Source organism: Kordiimonas aquimaris (genome assembly GCF_025574485.1).
Classification (GTDB): domain Bacteria; phylum Pseudomonadota; class Alphaproteobacteria; order Sphingomonadales; family Kordiimonadaceae; genus Kordiimonas; species Kordiimonas aquimaris.
In genome coordinates this window covers 235,927-250,781 of sequence record NZ_JAOBPO010000003.1, presented here as the reverse complement: position 1 = coordinate 250,781, position 14,855 = coordinate 235,927, and the positions used below count along the sequence as shown (strand labels likewise).

The following is a 14,855-nucleotide window of genomic DNA, read 5'->3' as shown; positions in this document are numbered from 1 at the left end:
GCCGATAATAGCTTTAACTAAAGAGGGAGCAGTCAATGAAATACCTAAATGTGTTTGGCGTAACAATACTGTGGAGTTTGATATCCAGTATATCACTTGTGCATGCACAGCAATCTGATGCGGAATCTGGCCAAAACTATAATATAACAGGGAATGGTCGCACGGCGATAATCGCAACTGAGCGCCAAAAAAAGGGCTGGTATGAAGGTCGGTATAATTATTCGCCAGCAGTCCGCGCAGGTGATTACATATATGTTTCTGGCGCTGTTGCTAGCGCAAGGAGTAGTGATGGCAAACCTATTAGCAGGGAAGAATTTAAAGCGAGCGTAAGGCGCGCCTTTGAAGGAATAAAGGATATACTTGCTGCTGGAGGCGCTGACATTAACAGCATAATTAAAATAACCAGCTTTCACGTTTTTGACAGCCCGTTGATCTCGATTGACAAGAATGATCAAGTTGTTGCTATGGCCGAAGTTAAGAATGAATATGTCGGTGAACCACATCCTGCTTGGACCGCAATCGGCACGACAGCTTTGTTGCCGGATAGAGGTTTGGTCGAGATCGATGTTATCGTTTATGACCCGCAGGAAAAGTAATAAAAAGAATTAAAGATCAACTAACTTAGCTCAGGTTGGTTTGTAGTTTTTTTCTTAGTTTTTGGCTTATTCGGCTTTTTGATAGTCCACTAAGCTTAGTAGTTTTAAAAAAAGTTGTGAAAAGGTAATAGTTTTCCTTGACCAGTCAGCTTCTTGGCCATATGTTCCGCCGCGTTCAGGAGCAATGCTTTTGAATAGTGAAAAATGGGCCCGTAGCTCAGCTGGTAGAGCGGCTGACTTTTAATCAGTAGGTCACAGGTTCGAACCCTGTCGGGCTCACCATTTTCAAAAAGGCTGATGCTTAGGCGTCAGCCTTTTTTGTTTTTGAACTCATTTTATATCTTAAGTATGCGTTGTTGGCCTATTAACAACAAAGTTTATGCGATTTGCCTTGAAAATGACGTGATTGCGGGTTGTTTTCTACCCTTCCTCGCGCCTAATCTAGGCAGATGAATTTGGGGAGTATATATTTAATGAGACAGGCTTTGCGTTCTTTACTTTTAACAGCATCCCTTGCAGGCTGCGTGATGGTAGCAACACCGCTATTGGCATTGCAGGAAACCGCTAATAGTGAAGTGGACGTGCAGGCCGAAAAAGATCCTGAATTTGAAGCGTGGCTGATAGCATTACGTACGGAAGCGCGTGAGCGTGGTATTTCGGATGCAACAATTGAGAAAGCGCTGACAGATGTTACGCCAATTGTTCGAGTTATTCGCCGAGACCGTAATCAGCCTGAGGTGAAACAAACATATGCGCGTTACCTTAAGGCTCGTGTGAGTGATTGGCGCAAAAGCAAGGGTGCACAGGCTCTTTTGGATAATGAACAAAGCCTTGATGCTGCCGCTGAGAAATACGGTGTTCAACCCAGATTTATTACTGCTATTTGGGGTGTTGAAACCAATTACGGCACAGTGCCATTAACGTACTCAGTTTTTGATGCGACTGCGACACTCGCATACGATAAACGACGGGGCCCTCGTTTTCGCCGTGAATTATTCGCAGCTCTTGAAATTTTAGACAGAGGCATGACAACCTTTGATAAATTAAAAGGATCATGGGCAGGGGCCATGGGGCAGTCTCAGTTTATGCCAGAAAGCTATTTGAAGTATTCTGTTGATATGGACGGAGACGGTGAGCATGACATATGGGACAATAAAGCAGATGTTCAGGGCTCGATTGCTAATTATTTAAAGTCTTTTGGCTGGCGTAATGATCAAACCTGGGGGCGTAAGGTGAGGTTGCCTGAGGGCGGCGTTAAGTCTCTTATTGGTAAACAGGAAGATGGCTTAACACCAGACAGGCAATGCAGGTCATTCAAGTCTATGGGGGTATGGCGCGACCTTCAGGACTGGCAGGCAATGGGTATTCGTCGACTAGATGGATCAGATTTGCCGAAGGTGTCAATTCCAGCTGCTTTTATTGAAGGTGATGAGGGTGACGGTGAAGGTTACCTAGTTTACCGGAATTTCTGTTCAATCATGCGTTATAATCCCTCATTTAAGTACGCACTGTCGGTTGGTTTATTGTCAGATGCAATTAATGCTGGTGCCGCAACGCTTGCAGGTGCCCGTTGATTGCCATTTCTAAAGATATGAAGCCAGCCAAGGCGAAGTTAACTCAAGTATTAATCCTGGGTTTTATTGCTGTTGCTCTTGTTGCGTGTTCATCGTCGGCACCAACCCGTACAGTGGGGCGCATGCCACGCAACGATGAAATGCCAAAAGGTGATCAGGGCGTTAAGCGCAAGGTCGGAAACCCGTATAAGGTTGCAGGTGTTTGGTATCACCCCAAAGAAGACCCAACATATGATCAAGTTGGCTTCGCATCCTGGTATGGCCGCGATTTTCACGGTAAGAAAACCGCGAATGGCGAAATATATAATATGAACGCACTTACGGCGGCGCATAAAACGCTGCCGATGCCCACATATGTCAAAGTGACTAACCTAGAAAATAATCGTTCAATAGTTTTGCGTGTTAATGATCGGGGTCCATTTGTTGCCGGACGACTGATCGATGTTTCAAGGCGTGGCGCTCAGCTTCTTGGTTTTGAAAAACAAGGTGTTACACGTGTACGAATTCAGGCGTCCGACGAGCAGGGACGTGTAGCGAGTAGAAGGTCTACTAGCCATCAGGTAAGTGCCGCACCAAGCAGGTCTTCACGGCAATCCCCACAGACAGCATCTGAGGATATGCATTTTGTGCAAATAGGGTCGTATTCCAGTAGGCAAAATGCTGATGTTCAGATATCTGCACTTAGGCGTGCCGGGCATCGTGCTGAATCAAGCAGGCAGGTTAGTGGCAGCCAAACATTCTGGCGTGTAAGGGTAGGGCCTTTTCAAGAACGTAATCTTGCAGAGGATAAGCTTGACCAAATAGTGGCAGATGGGTTTTATGAAGCTCGAATTTTTACGGAACAAAATCGTTAAACATAGTTAAGTGAATAGTAGTGAAAAAGGTTCAGACAATGATAGCTATAGTCAAAAACATACTCCGAAGCACATGTATACTCCTTGGCTTCTCGATTATGGCAGTGCCTGTTGTTGCGCAATCTATGGCTACACCAGCGCGCCAAGCTATTTTATTGGATGCCACAACAAATAGTATTCTATTTGAGAAAGACGCGGATACACCGTTTCCTCCAGCCTCAATGAGTAAACTCATGACGGTTTATCTCGCTTTTGAAGCTATCAAGGAAGGCGAGTTGTCGCTGGATGATGAGGTAGTGGTCTCTGATGAAGCATGGACCGAGTGGAATAACCGTGGCTCGACTATGTTTTTGCGCGCGCGTGATGTTGTGACAGTTGCAGACATATTGCGCGGTATCATTGTTTTATCTGGTAATGATGCGTGTGTTGTTCTTGCTGAACATATGGCAGGCTCTCATGAAACTTTTGTTGATTGGTTGAATGCCAAAGCTATTGATTTGGGAATGACAAATAGCCATTTTGCAAACGCCAATGGTTGGCCTGCTGAAGGCCATGTGATGTCTGCACGAGATCTGGCAACGTTGTCACTGCGGCTTTCTACCGATTTCCCTGATTTGTATCCAATGTTTGGTGAGCGTGAATATCTATACAAAGACTTCCGCTCGAACCGTTACAATCGTAATCCTCTGTTGGGCCGGTTCCCTGGCGCAGACGGCCTTAAAACAGGACACACAGAAGAGTCTGGTTACGGGCTGGCAGCTTCGGCGGAACGTGAAGGCCGCAGACTTGTGCTCGTTGTCGGCGGGCTGAGTTCAACAAGTGAGCGAAACCGGGAAAGTCAGCGTTTGATGCAATACGGTTTCCGTAACTTTAGTCATTACCCTTTATTTCGTGCAGGCGAAACAGTTGAACATGCAGAAGTATGGCTTGGTGAGGATGCAACAGTGCCTATGGCGATTGGTGAAGATTTAGCAATCACTATGTCGCGCCGTCAACGTGCCGAAATGAACGTGTCAGTTAATTATCTTAACCCTGTTGCTGCACCTATTGTTCGGGGTCAACAGCTTGGTGAATTAACTGTTGAGATGCCTGGCCGTCAAACCGTGACAGTACCATTAGTTGCAGCGGAATCAGTTGAGGAAGTTGGCGGGTTTGGTAAAATTGGCGCTGCTTTTGAGTATTTACTGTTTGGTTCGGCGCGTGCAGTTGTTGAAAAACAGTAAGTCTGATTATTGGGTAATTCCATGACACCGCAATTTATCAGCTTTGAAGGCGGCGAGGGTGCAGGCAAATCTACGCAAATCGCGCTTTTGTCGGCGTGGCTTGAACAGCAGAAAGTAGATCACATCATAACCCGTGAACCTGGTGGATCAGCTGGGGCAGAGTTGATCCGCGATTTGCTGGTTAAGGGAGCTACAGATCGCTGGGAGCCAATGACTGAAGCATTGTTGATGACAGCTTCTAGAACCGAGCATATTCACCGGACGATTTTACCTGCGCTTGCGGCTGGGAAATGGGTTCTTTGTGATCGTTTTTTTGACTCTACTATTGCATATCAAGGTGCAGCGCGTGGTTTAGGCATGGATAGTATGCGTCAATTGCAAACTTTGGCATTTGGTGACGTTGCGCCTCATATAACGTTTTTCCTCAACATTCCTGTTGTTGAAGGGCTGATGCGAGCGCGTGGACGCGAAGGCGATAAGCAACTTGAAAACACACGCGAAGACAGGTTTGAACGGATGGATACATCATTTCATGAAGCGTTACATGATGGTTTTGTTCGTCTTACAGAGCAAGAACCGGAACGTATTAAAATGATTAATGCGTCAAAATCTATTTCTGATATTCAAGCTGATATCCGCGGCTATTTTCATCAAATATTGAACAATGCTGATGGATAAAGAAGCATTACATGATCACCCACGTTTCACGCAGGCATTGATCGGCCATGAAGTCGCAGAACGGCAATTCCTTGAAGCAGTAAACGGCGAGCGTATTCATCATGGGTGGCTAATTTCAGGCCCCAAAGGAATAGGAAAAGCGAGTTTAGCGTGGCGTATTGCGAAGTTTTTACTGGTTAATAACCCAGGTAAAGAGGATGCGGGACTGTTTGGTGAAGCATTGCCGGCAGAACCATTTCATTCTTTGTCTACCGATAATGAAAATGACGCTGTCGCGCGTGTCGAAGCGGGCGGTCACGGCGGACTTTTTCTTGTTGAGCGTAGCGAGAATGAAAAAACAGGTAAAATGCGTAATGATATTGTCATTGATGATGTGCGCGGCCTGATTAAGTTTTTTAGTCAAACTGCAGCAGAAGGTGGTTGGCGCGTCGCAATTGTTGACGCTGCCGACGAATTGAATGTGAATGCAGCCAATGCGCTTTTGAAGATACTCGAAGAGCCGCCAGAAAAGGCAATTCTGCTACTTGTAGCTCATTCGCCTGGTAAACTTTTGCCAACCATCAAAAGTCGGTGCCGCAGCTTGGCGCTCAAGCCGCTTCAAAATGATAGCCTAAGTGCCGTATTGGCGATGCGATACCCTGATATGGACATTGCTGAGATGAATGCTATTTCAATGATGGCGGAGGGTGCACCCGGGCGAGCTGTTGAGTTGGTGTCTCAGGGAGGTAGTGGCTTGTACCGTGAACTCGCTGCATTACTTGCGCCATTGCCGCGTTTGGATATGGTAAATGTGCATGCTTTTGCTGCGAAGCTGGGTGCGATCAAGGCTGACGCAGAATACCGTCTATTTGTACAAATGTTAACGGGCTGGTTACAACGCCTGATACGCCAATATGTTACCGGTCAGGCCGCGGATGACATAATGCCGGGCGAAAGTGAGCAAATTACACGGATTTCCGCCTTAGCAAGGGTTGATCAGTGGTTGGACCTGTGGGAAAAGGTTGGACATTTAACGGCGCGGGCTGATGCTGTAAACCTTGATAGGAAACAAGTGATCATATCGATCTTTGCATCATTGAAAGCGACCACACAGGCTTAACCTTTTGGCATTAGTGCCACTACCATTGGTAATGAGATTTTTATGAGCGAACGCCCTTCTTTCTATGTCACGACGCCAATTTATTACGTGAATGACGTGCCTCATATTGGACATGCATACACAACGCTTGCCTGTGACGTGCTGGCACGTTTTAAGCGGTTGGATGGGTATAACGTCATGTTCCTGACCGGAACAGACGAGCATGGCCAGAAAGTTGAGAAATCTGCTGAAGCGGCAGGCGTTGACCCTCAAGCTTTCTGCGACAAGGTGTCTGCGCGCTTTAATGATCTGGCTCAGGCGATGAATTTTTCCAATGATCAATTTATTCGTACAACGGAGCCAAGGCATAAACTAGCGGTTCAACACCTTTGGCGTGTGCTTGAAGAAAAAGGCTATATTTACGCTGATAACTACGCAGGCTGGTATTCTGTACGCGATGAAGCTTTTTATGCTGAATCGGAACTGATGGAAGGTGAGGGTGGTGCAAAGTTAGCTCCCACTGGCGCTGCGGTTGAATGGGTTGAAGAGCCTAGCTACTTTTTTAAACTGTCAGCCTTTGAAGATAGGCTGCTTGAACTGTATGACAGCCAAACAGATTTCGTGATGCCAAAATCACGGCTGAACGAGGTGCGCAGCTTTGTTGCTGGTGGTCTGCAGGACTTATCTATCTCTCGGACGACATTCAATTGGGGTGTGCCTGTTCCAGATGCTGATGGTCATATCATGTATGTCTGGATTGATGCGCTCACGAACTATCTTACAGCCATTGGGTATCCTGATGAAGCAGGGCAAGCATACAAGGATTTTTGGCCTGCTGATGTACATATGGTTGGCAAAGATATTCTGAGGTTTCATGCTGTGTATTGGCCCGCATTCTTGATGGCTGCAGAGCTACCGCTTCCAAAGCGTGTTTTTGCTCACGGGTGGTGGACAAACGAAGGTCAGAAAATATCAAAGTCTCTTGGTAATGTTATTGACCCATTTGAATTGATTGAAAGTTATGGCCTAGATGCCGTGCGTTTCTTCATGCTGCGGGAAGTGCCATTTGGCAATGATGGTGACTTTTCGCGCAGTGCTTTTATTGCTCGTTGCAATGCTGATCTCGCAAATGGAATGGGCAACTTAAGTCAGCGTACTTTAGCGATGATCTTTAAAAATTGTGATGGATCAATTCCTCACCCCGGTATTTTATCTAATGAAGACAGTGAGCTATTAAATAATATTGATAGTTTACTTGATGAAGTGCGCAAGCATATAGATATGCAGGCATTTAATCGGGCGTTCGATGCAATATGGAAGCAGTCAGCTGCTGCGGACACATATATTTCATCGCAGGAACCTTGGAAATTAAAGAAAACTGACCCTGACAGAATGTATACGGTTCTTTACGTTTTGGCGGAAGTTATAAGGCAATTAGCCATTTTGATGCAGCCAATTATGCCTGAATCTGCATGTAAGGTACTTGATCAATTGAAGATTGAAGACCGTGCATTTACCGCACTCGGAGCGACAGGAAGACTTGCATCCGGAACAGTGATTGATAAGCCGGTAGGGGTATTCCCGCGCCTTGAATTGGACGCGGAAGAAAGTGCATAAGCATGACTGAATACGGTTACATCGTCGATAGTCATTGTCATTTAAACTATAAAGGTTTGAAGGAAGAGCAAGCAGCTGTTGTTGAACGCGCCCGTGTAGCAGGTGTGGGGTGTATGCTCGCTATCAATACTAAGCTGAAAGAATATCAGGAAATTATTGATATTATTGAAACATATTCTGATGTTTATGGCTCTGTCGGTATCCATCCGCATGAAGCCGAAAATGAACCGGATGTAGCGCTTGATGCGCTACTGAGCCGAGCAAAACATCCCAAAATTGTTGGTATTGGCGAAACAGGCCTGGATTATTATTACGATAATGCCCCGCGTGATATGCAGATGGTTAATTTCAAAGCGCACATAGCGGCATCTCGTGAGACAGGTTTGCCTGTTATTGTACACACGAGGGATGCGGACGAGGATTGTGTGTCTGTCCTGCGGGAAGAAATGACGAAAGGGCCTTTTCCCGGGGTAATACACTGCTTTACGGCTAGCCAGATGTTGGCTGATGCTGTTTTGGAGTTAGGGTTTTACATTTCGATTTCTGGTATTGCGACGTTCAAAAGCGCAAAAAACTTGCAAGATACAGTGAAAACAATACCTCTTGACCGTTTGCTTGTTGAAACAGATGCACCGTTTTTGGCACCTGTGCCTAATCGCGGGAAAACATGTGAGCCTGCATTTGTGATGGATACTGCTCGCTTTGTTGCTGACCTTAAGAGCGTGCCGTTTGAAGAATTGCAGCAAAAAACCAGTCAGAACTTCTTTGATTTATTCAATAAGGCTGTTCCGCCAGTGCGTGAGGTTGCAGCGTGAAACTGACTATTCTTGGATGTGGTACGTCTGGTGGCGTTCCTAAAATGCCCGAATACTGGGGCGTGTGTGACCCATCCAATCCTAAAAACCGGCGCCGTAGAGCTAGCGTATTAGTTGAAGATACTGATACGACGTTACTTATCGACACAACGCCTGACCTTCGGGAGCAGATGCTCGCTGCGAAGGTTAAAAAACTTGATGCGGTGTTTTATACGCATGACCATGCAGACCATACGCATGGTATTGACGATTTGCGCGGGTTTTTCCATAGCACACGATCGCCGGTACCTGTTTACGGTGATGCACAAACGATTGATTTGCTTAAGCGTCGGTTTGATTATGTTTTTAGAAGTCAGGATGGCTATCCTGCAATATGCCATGCAGGTGTGATCGAAAGTTCGAAGAAGGTTGGATCAATTAAGGTTATCCCGTTTGAGCAAGGCCACGGCAATGGCATAAGTTTAGGTTATCGATTCGGCGATATAGCGTACTCAACTGACTTAAACCGCATGCCTGAAACGGCTTTTCAGGCACTTAGCGGTGTTAAGGTGTGGGTTGTTGATGCATTGCGTTATGAACCTCATCCTACACATTCTCATTTAGCGCAAACTCTTGATTGGATTGAGAAAGTGCAGCCTGAGCGCGCGATTTTGACTCATATGACTTGGGATATGGACTATGAAACACTGCGTCAAGAATTGCCAAAAGGTGTGGTGCCTGCATATGATGGGATGGTCATAGACCTTTAAATGGCGTAACAATAAAGCTGACAAAGACAGCGAATTCGTCCGCCGGAGACAAAAATGGCACAAGAGCCGTGGCGTGTACCAGATTATGACCCTGAAAAACACAAGATCACCCATGATCTTGATGGTAAGCCTCTGCGGTCCAATTACAGCGGTCACACTAGTCCACTCACGCGTGCACTAGCTTTCATCATTGGTATGCTGTTGTTGATCATTGGATTGGCGTTAGCGTTTCCAGCTTCAGGTTTCATTGACCCGTATCTTGTTAAAGCTATCGTCATTATGTTTATTTTTGGCGGTGCTGCTGCGTTTTGGAGCAGATCAAGCATTTTGCGCCTTGTTAAGGTAATGGGTGTCTGGATTATCATTATCGCTTCAATATCAGGGTTTTACTTATATCGGTCCGATTTTAGCGAACGCTTTATGTCTGCTGTAGACCCTGCCGGGGTTGTTACTAGTGGTGACGCGCTGGTTGTAAGGCGCGGCAATGATGGGCACTTTTGGCTAAGGGCAAGCTTTAACGGTGTTCCGATTAAGCTGATGGTTGATACAGGCGCTTCCAATATTGTGTTGAGTCCAGACGATGCGAGTGCGGTTGGACTTCATTCTGGTATACTAGAGTTTAATGGACGTGCTGAAACTGCAAATGGATCTGTGCCATTTGCGCGGTCAACTGTTTCTGTTGTTGGAGTAGGGGATCGGAAGTATTTTGATGTACCTGTAACTGTCAACGGTGCAGAGATGCAGGGCTCACTGTTTGGCATGACAATGTTGAATAAGTTCACCAGTGTTGAATTTAGAGGTGATACGTTAATTTTGAGGCCTTGATCTCAAAATACTGTTAAGTTTCTATTTATATTGTCTTTTCTTAGATGACATAAGAATTTCGTGCTTTCTCTCATTACTCGCTTCTGACCACTCACCAATTTCACTAACTAAGCGATAACAGCCGATACATAGCGTTTGTGTAGTATCTAGCTTACATACGTTGCGACAAGGGCTAACGATTTCTTTTGTTCCTTGCGTCATGTTGTTACGTACATACCCTATTATTAGCAGGATTATTTACCCACTCAATGGCACCTCGTGCCGCCTGATGCCCTTGTGCAAGACACGCTGATAACAAATACCCACCGGTTGGTGCTTCCCAGTCATTCATTTCACCTGCGCTAAAGACACCGGGCAGGGCGTCTATCATTAAGTCACCATTCAAGGCTGTGGATTTCACGCCTCCAGCAACGCTAATTGCCTCTTCTATTGGTCGAGGGCTATCGATTGTGATTGATAATGCCTTGATATTTTCAACAAGTTTTGCTGGTATTTTCATCGCTTCAGCAGATGCAAACTCGTATAATAAACCGAGTTTGACGCCGTCAATACCGATACGTTTGCGGATATGGTTGCTGATAGAGTGTTTGCCGCGAGGGTGTTTTAGCCTCTCTATTAGTCTTTCCGAGGAATAGTCCGGTGCAAGGTCAATTGTTAAACTTGCTGGTTCATCTTTTTTCAGTTGTTCTCGAAGTGCGGATGAAACGGTGTAAATCAGGCTTCCTTCCACGCCGTTTGCGGTGATAACAAAATCTCCTTTTCTGAGAGTGTTACCACAATGGGTCATCACATTCTTGACAGGGCTGCCAGCAAATCGTGTTTTGAAATGGTCACTCCAACCTACATTAAAACCGCAATTCGTGGGTTCAAAAGGACTGAGTGATACATTTCTTTCAGTTAATAAATTCGTCCATTCCCCAACGGAACCAAGTTTTGGCCAGCTTGTCCCCCCAAGCGCCAGGATTGTTGCTTTTGCGTTGACGTGTAGTTTGTTATCTGGCGTCGAGAAACACAGTTGCGCGGAATTTTTCCATCCAGTCCAAGTGTGGCGTGTGTATAGTTTTACGCCTAACGCATCGAGTTTTGATAACCAGTTTCTCAAAAGTGGGGAGGCTTTCATTGTTTTTGGAAATATGCGTCCTGATGATCCGGTAAACGGGTCTATACCAAGTTCATGCATCCATGACGTTATATCTTGGGGGGTAAGTTTATCGAGTGCAGGCTGGATCCATTTTTGTGCCGTTCCGTATCGCGATGTAAAATCGTTATAATTTTCGCTATGAGTGATATTGAGACCAGACTTGCCTGCCATTAAAAACTTGCGCGCAGGTGTGGGCATCCGCTCATAAATATGCACTTTAAGTCCGGCAGTTGCTGCTATTTCAGCCGCCGAAAGGCCGGCAGGCCCGCCGCCTATAATAGCAATATCACAATTATGTTGCTCTGAATTCAATGAAGTTTCCCTTTTAGAACTTGCTTTTACGCGCCGTAGTTTCCTTGGGCAACCTGTTCCATAAAAATTGATCACCCGTTGGTCACGAACATTTGTCAGGCCTTGAGTATCTCATGGCGCGAATTCTTGTTTATGTCGTTCTTAGTTTAGGTGGTTAAGGCGATATAAAACATGTTTGATGCACATGCAGAAAAAGAAGTGCCGTTTTGGCAAGGCAGCACAGATTTAACGGTTCTAGGGACAGGGGCCTGTCTGCCCGGCCAGGCCATTTCCACTGAGGAGTTGCTTGCACATATCGATAGTACATTTGATGTTGATGTTGCTCATCGTGGCAGGGTTTATGCAAAAAAGCTGAATATACAGCAACGATTTCTGAGCCGGGATTTGTTGACACAGTGTGAAGCGCCACGTGTGGGTCATCGCAACCCGGAGCTTGCAGCAGACGCTGTACGTGCAGCACTTGCTGACGCTGGCCTGAATGTTGATGATCTCGGGTATTTAATTGGTCATACAGCGACCCCTGCGATGCCGGTACCGTCCAATATATCCTTCGTAGCGGATAACTTAGCGTTTAGCGGTCCTCATATGGAGCTGAGACAGGCTTGCACTGGGTTTGCTAATGCATTGGTTATTGCTGAAGGGCTTTTGTCTAATCCTGATGCCAAACCTGTTGCTATTGTGGGTTCAGAAACCGGATCCGTATTCTTTAATCCTGACCGTTTAAAAGACGACAGTGGTCAACTTGTGAACATGGTTCAAATGGGGGATGCAGCAGCAGCGATTATATTATGCCCGGCTGGCAGTAAATATAACAAAGCAGCAAAAAGCACAGGAACACTTAGCAAAAATTTTTACGGTCAAATCGGGCTTCAGCGTGAGCCTGGCTTTAGTTTGGATAGCGGCGGATCAAACCAGCCAGTGTCCCCAACAGGTATGCCTGAATTTTCCCATGCATTTGCAGATGTGCGTACAAATGGACCGGAGTTGTTTATGGCGGGTTTGAAAGCTGCGGCGCAGTGTGGCTTATCTGTGGATAATATGGACTATATTCTTCCGCATCAGGCGAATGGTCTGATGGGTATTTTGATGGAACAACATCTAGGTGTACCGCAAAGCAAAGTTGTTGTGAACGCCGATACAGTTGGAAATACTGGTTCAGCAGCTATTTGGCTCGCATTTTCATCAATGCGCAACAGTATGCAATGCGGTGAAAAGCTTCTAACGCTTGGCGCTGAAGCAACTAAATATATGTTTGGTGGCTTTTTATACACGCACGGTAAGCAGGGCCCTTATGTTGCAAAGTGAGCTGCAAATGCTTGTTGAAGCCAAGAACATTAGCAAATCATATGGCAAAAACACTGTTCTACATCCGCTTTCTTTTAGTGTGAAAGCTGGAGAAGTACTTGGCCTTTTAGGTGCGAATGGCGGCGGAAAAACAACAATTTTACGTATAATTACTGGCCTGATTCCGCACACTGGTGGCAAATTAAGTGTGTTGGGCAAGAATTTACCTGAAAACGCTGACAAAGCAGGTAGAGAGATTGCCTATATGGCGCAAGGTTTCAGTATGTACGGTGAGCTTACAGTTCGAGAGAACTTAAAGTTTCGTGCGGATATGTATGGTATTGAGCAACCACAAGCTGTTATTGATGCGTTGCTTCAACAATTTGGTCTGGAAGCATATGTAAACACCCGAGCAATGCACTTGTCAGGCGGATGGGCGCGAATACTACAGCTCGCTGCATCGGTTTTGCCTCAGCCTAAACTTTTGCTTTTGGATGAGCCTACAGCTGGTCTTGACGCGTATGCCCGTCAATTGGTTTGGCAACATATCGACGAGTTGGCGAAAACGGGTACCGGAATTGTGATATCAACGCATGATCTGAATGAAGCATCACAATGTAGCAATGTGTTGTTTTTATCGGATGGTAAACTATTGGCTTCAGGTACTCCAAAAGAAGCTGTTCAATCTTCTGATTCATGTACATACTTATTTAAAAGCAATATATTAAGCAGCATTGCTGATGTTTTAGATGATCGAAGTGTTACATATTCGATTACTCGCGAATATGAGAATGTACGCATTGTCTTAGCGCGCAGTAATCGCAGTGACTTTATGACTGCTGTAAAAGGGCTTGATGCTAACATTGTGGAGCTGGAGCCCACTTTGGTTGATGCAAGCACTATGCTCATACTGCGGCAAAAGTTAAAAGCCGAATATGATTATGTTTGACCGCATTTGGAAAACAGTAAAGCGAGTTATCGCAGTTGCGACGGTAGAAATATACCGTATCCTGAGAGATAGAACCAGTTTTTCGCTCGTTGTGCTGGTACCGGCTTTGCAGGTTATTTTATTTGGATATGCCATTAACTTGGACGCCAAGAATGTACGCCTGGCTGTTGCTGGCGGCACGCCAAGTGCGCAGATACGCATCGTAGAGGCTGCTGATAAATCAGGATATTTTAATGACGTTATACAAAGTATTACGTCCGGCGAGGCTAAATTTTTGCTTGAAAGCGGTAATGTGGATGTCGCGATTGAGCTTGCTGATGCTTCTCGTATTTTTGATGAGTTGGAGAATGATGAAGTTACGGCTTCTGGCAATACGAATAGTGACGTGATTACAAATGTTTATGCTGATGGTGCCAATGTGAATGCAATTGCACCGGCATTGGCTGCTTTAGAGCGCAGCTTATTCCTACAGGTGATGAACAAAAGCGCGCCTGAAAGTGCGGTGATTAGTGGATACGAGTCTATTCGTAGAATATGGCTGTATAATCCGGAAATGCATACATCATGGACAATTCTGCCTGCGTTAATGGGGGTAATTGTAATGATAAGTATGTTGTTGCTAGGTGCTTTAACGTTGGTGAGAGAGCGAGAGCAGGGCACATGGGAAGCCCTTATGATTATGCCAGTTGGCAAGTTTGAAGTGCTTGCTGGTAAGCTTGCACCGTATCTGATTATTGCATTGATCCAATTGTTGTTGGCTCTTGCGGCCTGTCATATCTTATTCCAGTTACCAGTTGTTGGCTCTTTAATGTTGTTTTTAGTAGGTGGACTAATCCTGTCATTTGCGCATTTGGTGCTTGGTTTTGTCATTTCGGCATGTGTGTCCAGTCAATTACAGGCGCTGCAATCGGCTGTTGCGTTTTATCTGCCGTCTATGCTGTTGTCAGGCTTTATGTTTCCATTTTCAGGAATGCCTGAATGGGCGCAATACATCGGAAATGTTCTGCCATTAACTCATTTTGTCAGGTTCTCGAGAAATATTTTGCTAAAAGGTGCAGAGGTAAACGATGTTTACCTAAACCTGCTGCCTATTTTAACGTTCACAGCCATTATAATGTTATGCGTTATACCTTTATATCGGCGTCGTTTAATATAGTCTT

The 14,855-nt window shown here is 45.5% G+C and carries 15 protein-coding genes and 1 tRNA gene; 14 read left to right on the top strand and 2 right to left on the bottom strand.

Annotated elements, in window-relative coordinates; genetic code table 11:
- Positions 1-35: 35 nt before the first annotated feature.
- From OEU88_RS10940 to OEU88_RS10890, 11 genes are all read left to right on the top strand, one after another.
- On the top strand, positions 36-596 hold the full coding sequence (locus OEU88_RS10940; protein WP_262695208.1) for a Rid family hydrolase: 561 nt from the start codon (positions 36-38) through the stop codon (positions 594-596).
- A gap of 206 nt (positions 597-802) precedes the next feature.
- A tRNA-Lys gene (locus OEU88_RS10935) sits at positions 803-878 on the top strand.
- Between the two features lie 191 nt (positions 879-1,069).
- Positions 1,070-2,170: a lytic murein transglycosylase gene (locus tag OEU88_RS10930; protein WP_262695207.1), complete on the top strand. Its 1,101-nt coding sequence runs from the start codon at positions 1,070-1,072 to the stop codon at positions 2,168-2,170.
- The gene (locus OEU88_RS10925; protein WP_262695206.1) at positions 2,167-3,024 is read left to right on the top strand and encodes a septal ring lytic transglycosylase RlpA family protein; all 858 of its coding nucleotides are present in this window, start codon (positions 2,167-2,169) and stop codon (positions 3,022-3,024) included. Before OEU88_RS10930 ends, OEU88_RS10925 begins: the two co-directional genes overlap by 4 nt.
- 38 nt (positions 3,025-3,062) lie before the next feature.
- A complete protein-coding gene (locus OEU88_RS10920) occupies positions 3,063-4,247 on the top strand; it encodes a D-alanyl-D-alanine carboxypeptidase family protein (protein WP_262695205.1) in 1,185 nt (394 codons plus the stop codon).
- A 21-nt stretch (positions 4,248-4,268) separates the two neighbouring features.
- The gene (tmk, locus tag OEU88_RS10915) at positions 4,269-4,925 is read left to right on the top strand and encodes a dTMP kinase (protein WP_262695204.1); all 657 of its coding nucleotides are present in this window, start codon (positions 4,269-4,271) and stop codon (positions 4,923-4,925) included.
- Positions 4,918-6,024, top strand: coding sequence for a DNA polymerase III subunit delta' (locus tag OEU88_RS10910; protein WP_262695203.1), 1,107 nt, complete (start codon positions 4,918-4,920; stop codon positions 6,022-6,024). The genes tmk and OEU88_RS10910 overlap by 8 nt, the downstream gene beginning before the upstream one ends.
- A gap of 42 nt (positions 6,025-6,066) precedes the next feature.
- Positions 6,067-7,620 carry a methionine--tRNA ligase gene (gene metG / locus OEU88_RS10905; protein ID WP_262695202.1) on the top strand — a complete coding sequence of 518 codons (1,554 nt, stop codon included), beginning with the start codon at positions 6,067-6,069 and terminating at the stop codon, positions 7,618-7,620.
- Positions 7,621-7,622: 2 nt separating this feature from the next.
- Positions 7,623-8,435, top strand: coding sequence for a TatD family hydrolase (locus OEU88_RS10900; protein ID WP_262695201.1), 813 nt, complete (start codon positions 7,623-7,625; stop codon positions 8,433-8,435).
- Positions 8,432-9,184 (top strand): MBL fold metallo-hydrolase, encoded by a 753-nt coding sequence (locus OEU88_RS10895; RefSeq protein ID WP_262695200.1) that lies wholly within the window; start codon positions 8,432-8,434, stop codon positions 9,182-9,184. The genes OEU88_RS10900 and OEU88_RS10895 overlap by 4 nt, the downstream gene beginning before the upstream one ends.
- Positions 9,185-9,238: 54 nt before the next feature.
- Complete coding sequence (locus tag OEU88_RS10890) at positions 9,239-10,009, top strand: retropepsin-like aspartic protease family protein (protein WP_262695199.1); 771 nt, start codon at positions 9,239-9,241, stop codon at positions 10,007-10,009.
- Positions 10,010-10,030: 21 nt separating this feature from the next.
- On the opposite strand, the gene OEU88_RS17690 is transcribed toward OEU88_RS10890, so the two are convergent.
- Both OEU88_RS17690 and OEU88_RS10885 read right to left on the bottom strand, forming a co-directional pair.
- The gene (locus OEU88_RS17690) at positions 10,031-10,210 is read right to left on the bottom strand and encodes a DUF1289 domain-containing protein (protein ID WP_394805255.1); all 180 of its coding nucleotides are present in this window, start codon (positions 10,208-10,210) and stop codon (positions 10,031-10,033) included.
- 4 nt (positions 10,211-10,214) lie between these two features.
- Positions 10,215-11,462, bottom strand: a complete 1,248-nt coding sequence (locus OEU88_RS10885; RefSeq protein ID WP_262695198.1) for a TIGR03862 family flavoprotein — start codon at positions 11,460-11,462, stop codon at positions 10,215-10,217.
- Positions 11,463-11,633: 171 nt separating this feature from the next.
- On the opposite strand from OEU88_RS10885, the gene OEU88_RS10880 reads away from it, so the two are divergent.
- From OEU88_RS10880 to OEU88_RS10870, 3 genes are read left to right on the top strand one after another with little or no spacing between them, the layout of a single operon-like run.
- Positions 11,634-12,767: a 3-oxoacyl-ACP synthase III family protein gene (locus OEU88_RS10880; RefSeq protein ID WP_262695197.1), complete on the top strand. Its 1,134-nt coding sequence runs from the start codon at positions 11,634-11,636 to the stop codon at positions 12,765-12,767.
- Positions 12,754-13,695, top strand: coding sequence for an ABC transporter ATP-binding protein (locus OEU88_RS10875; RefSeq protein ID WP_262695196.1), 942 nt, complete (start codon positions 12,754-12,756; stop codon positions 13,693-13,695). Before OEU88_RS10880 ends, OEU88_RS10875 begins: the two co-directional genes overlap by 14 nt.
- On the top strand, positions 13,688-14,851 hold the full coding sequence (locus OEU88_RS10870) for an ABC transporter permease (protein ID WP_262695195.1): 1,164 nt from the start codon (positions 13,688-13,690) through the stop codon (positions 14,849-14,851). The genes OEU88_RS10875 and OEU88_RS10870 overlap by 8 nt, the downstream gene beginning before the upstream one ends.
- The last annotated feature ends 4 nt before the right edge of the window (positions 14,852-14,855 follow it).

Excerpts from the sequence above, each read along its gene's own strand:
- OEU88_RS17690 (WP_394805255.1), bottom strand. The coding sequence starts at position 10,210 with ATGACGCAAGGAACAAAAGAAATCGTTAGCCCTTGTCGCAACGTATGT.
- OEU88_RS10940 (WP_262695208.1), top strand. The coding sequence starts at position 36 with ATGAAATACCTAAATGTGTTTGGCGTAACAATACTGTGGAGTTTGATA.
- OEU88_RS10880 (WP_262695197.1), top strand. The coding sequence starts at position 11,634 with ATGTTTGATGCACATGCAGAAAAAGAAGTGCCGTTTTGGCAAGGCAGC.
- OEU88_RS10890 (WP_262695199.1), top strand. The coding sequence starts at position 9,239 with ATGGCACAAGAGCCGTGGCGTGTACCAGATTATGACCCTGAAAAACAC.
- OEU88_RS10930 (WP_262695207.1), top strand. The coding sequence starts at position 1,070 with ATGAGACAGGCTTTGCGTTCTTTACTTTTAACAGCATCCCTTGCAGGC.
- OEU88_RS10875 (WP_262695196.1), top strand. The coding sequence starts at position 12,754 with ATGTTGCAAAGTGAGCTGCAAATGCTTGTTGAAGCCAAGAACATTAGC.
- tmk (WP_262695204.1), top strand. The coding sequence starts at position 4,269 with ATGACACCGCAATTTATCAGCTTTGAAGGCGGCGAGGGTGCAGGCAAA.
- OEU88_RS10870 (WP_262695195.1), top strand. The coding sequence starts at position 13,688 with ATGTTTGACCGCATTTGGAAAACAGTAAAGCGAGTTATCGCAGTTGCG.
- OEU88_RS10910 (WP_262695203.1), top strand. The coding sequence starts at position 4,918 with ATGGATAAAGAAGCATTACATGATCACCCACGTTTCACGCAGGCATTG.
- OEU88_RS10920 (WP_262695205.1), top strand. The coding sequence starts at position 3,063 with ATGATAGCTATAGTCAAAAACATACTCCGAAGCACATGTATACTCCTT.
- OEU88_RS10900 (WP_262695201.1), top strand. The coding sequence starts at position 7,623 with ATGACTGAATACGGTTACATCGTCGATAGTCATTGTCATTTAAACTAT.
- metG (WP_262695202.1), top strand. The coding sequence starts at position 6,067 with ATGAGCGAACGCCCTTCTTTCTATGTCACGACGCCAATTTATTACGTG.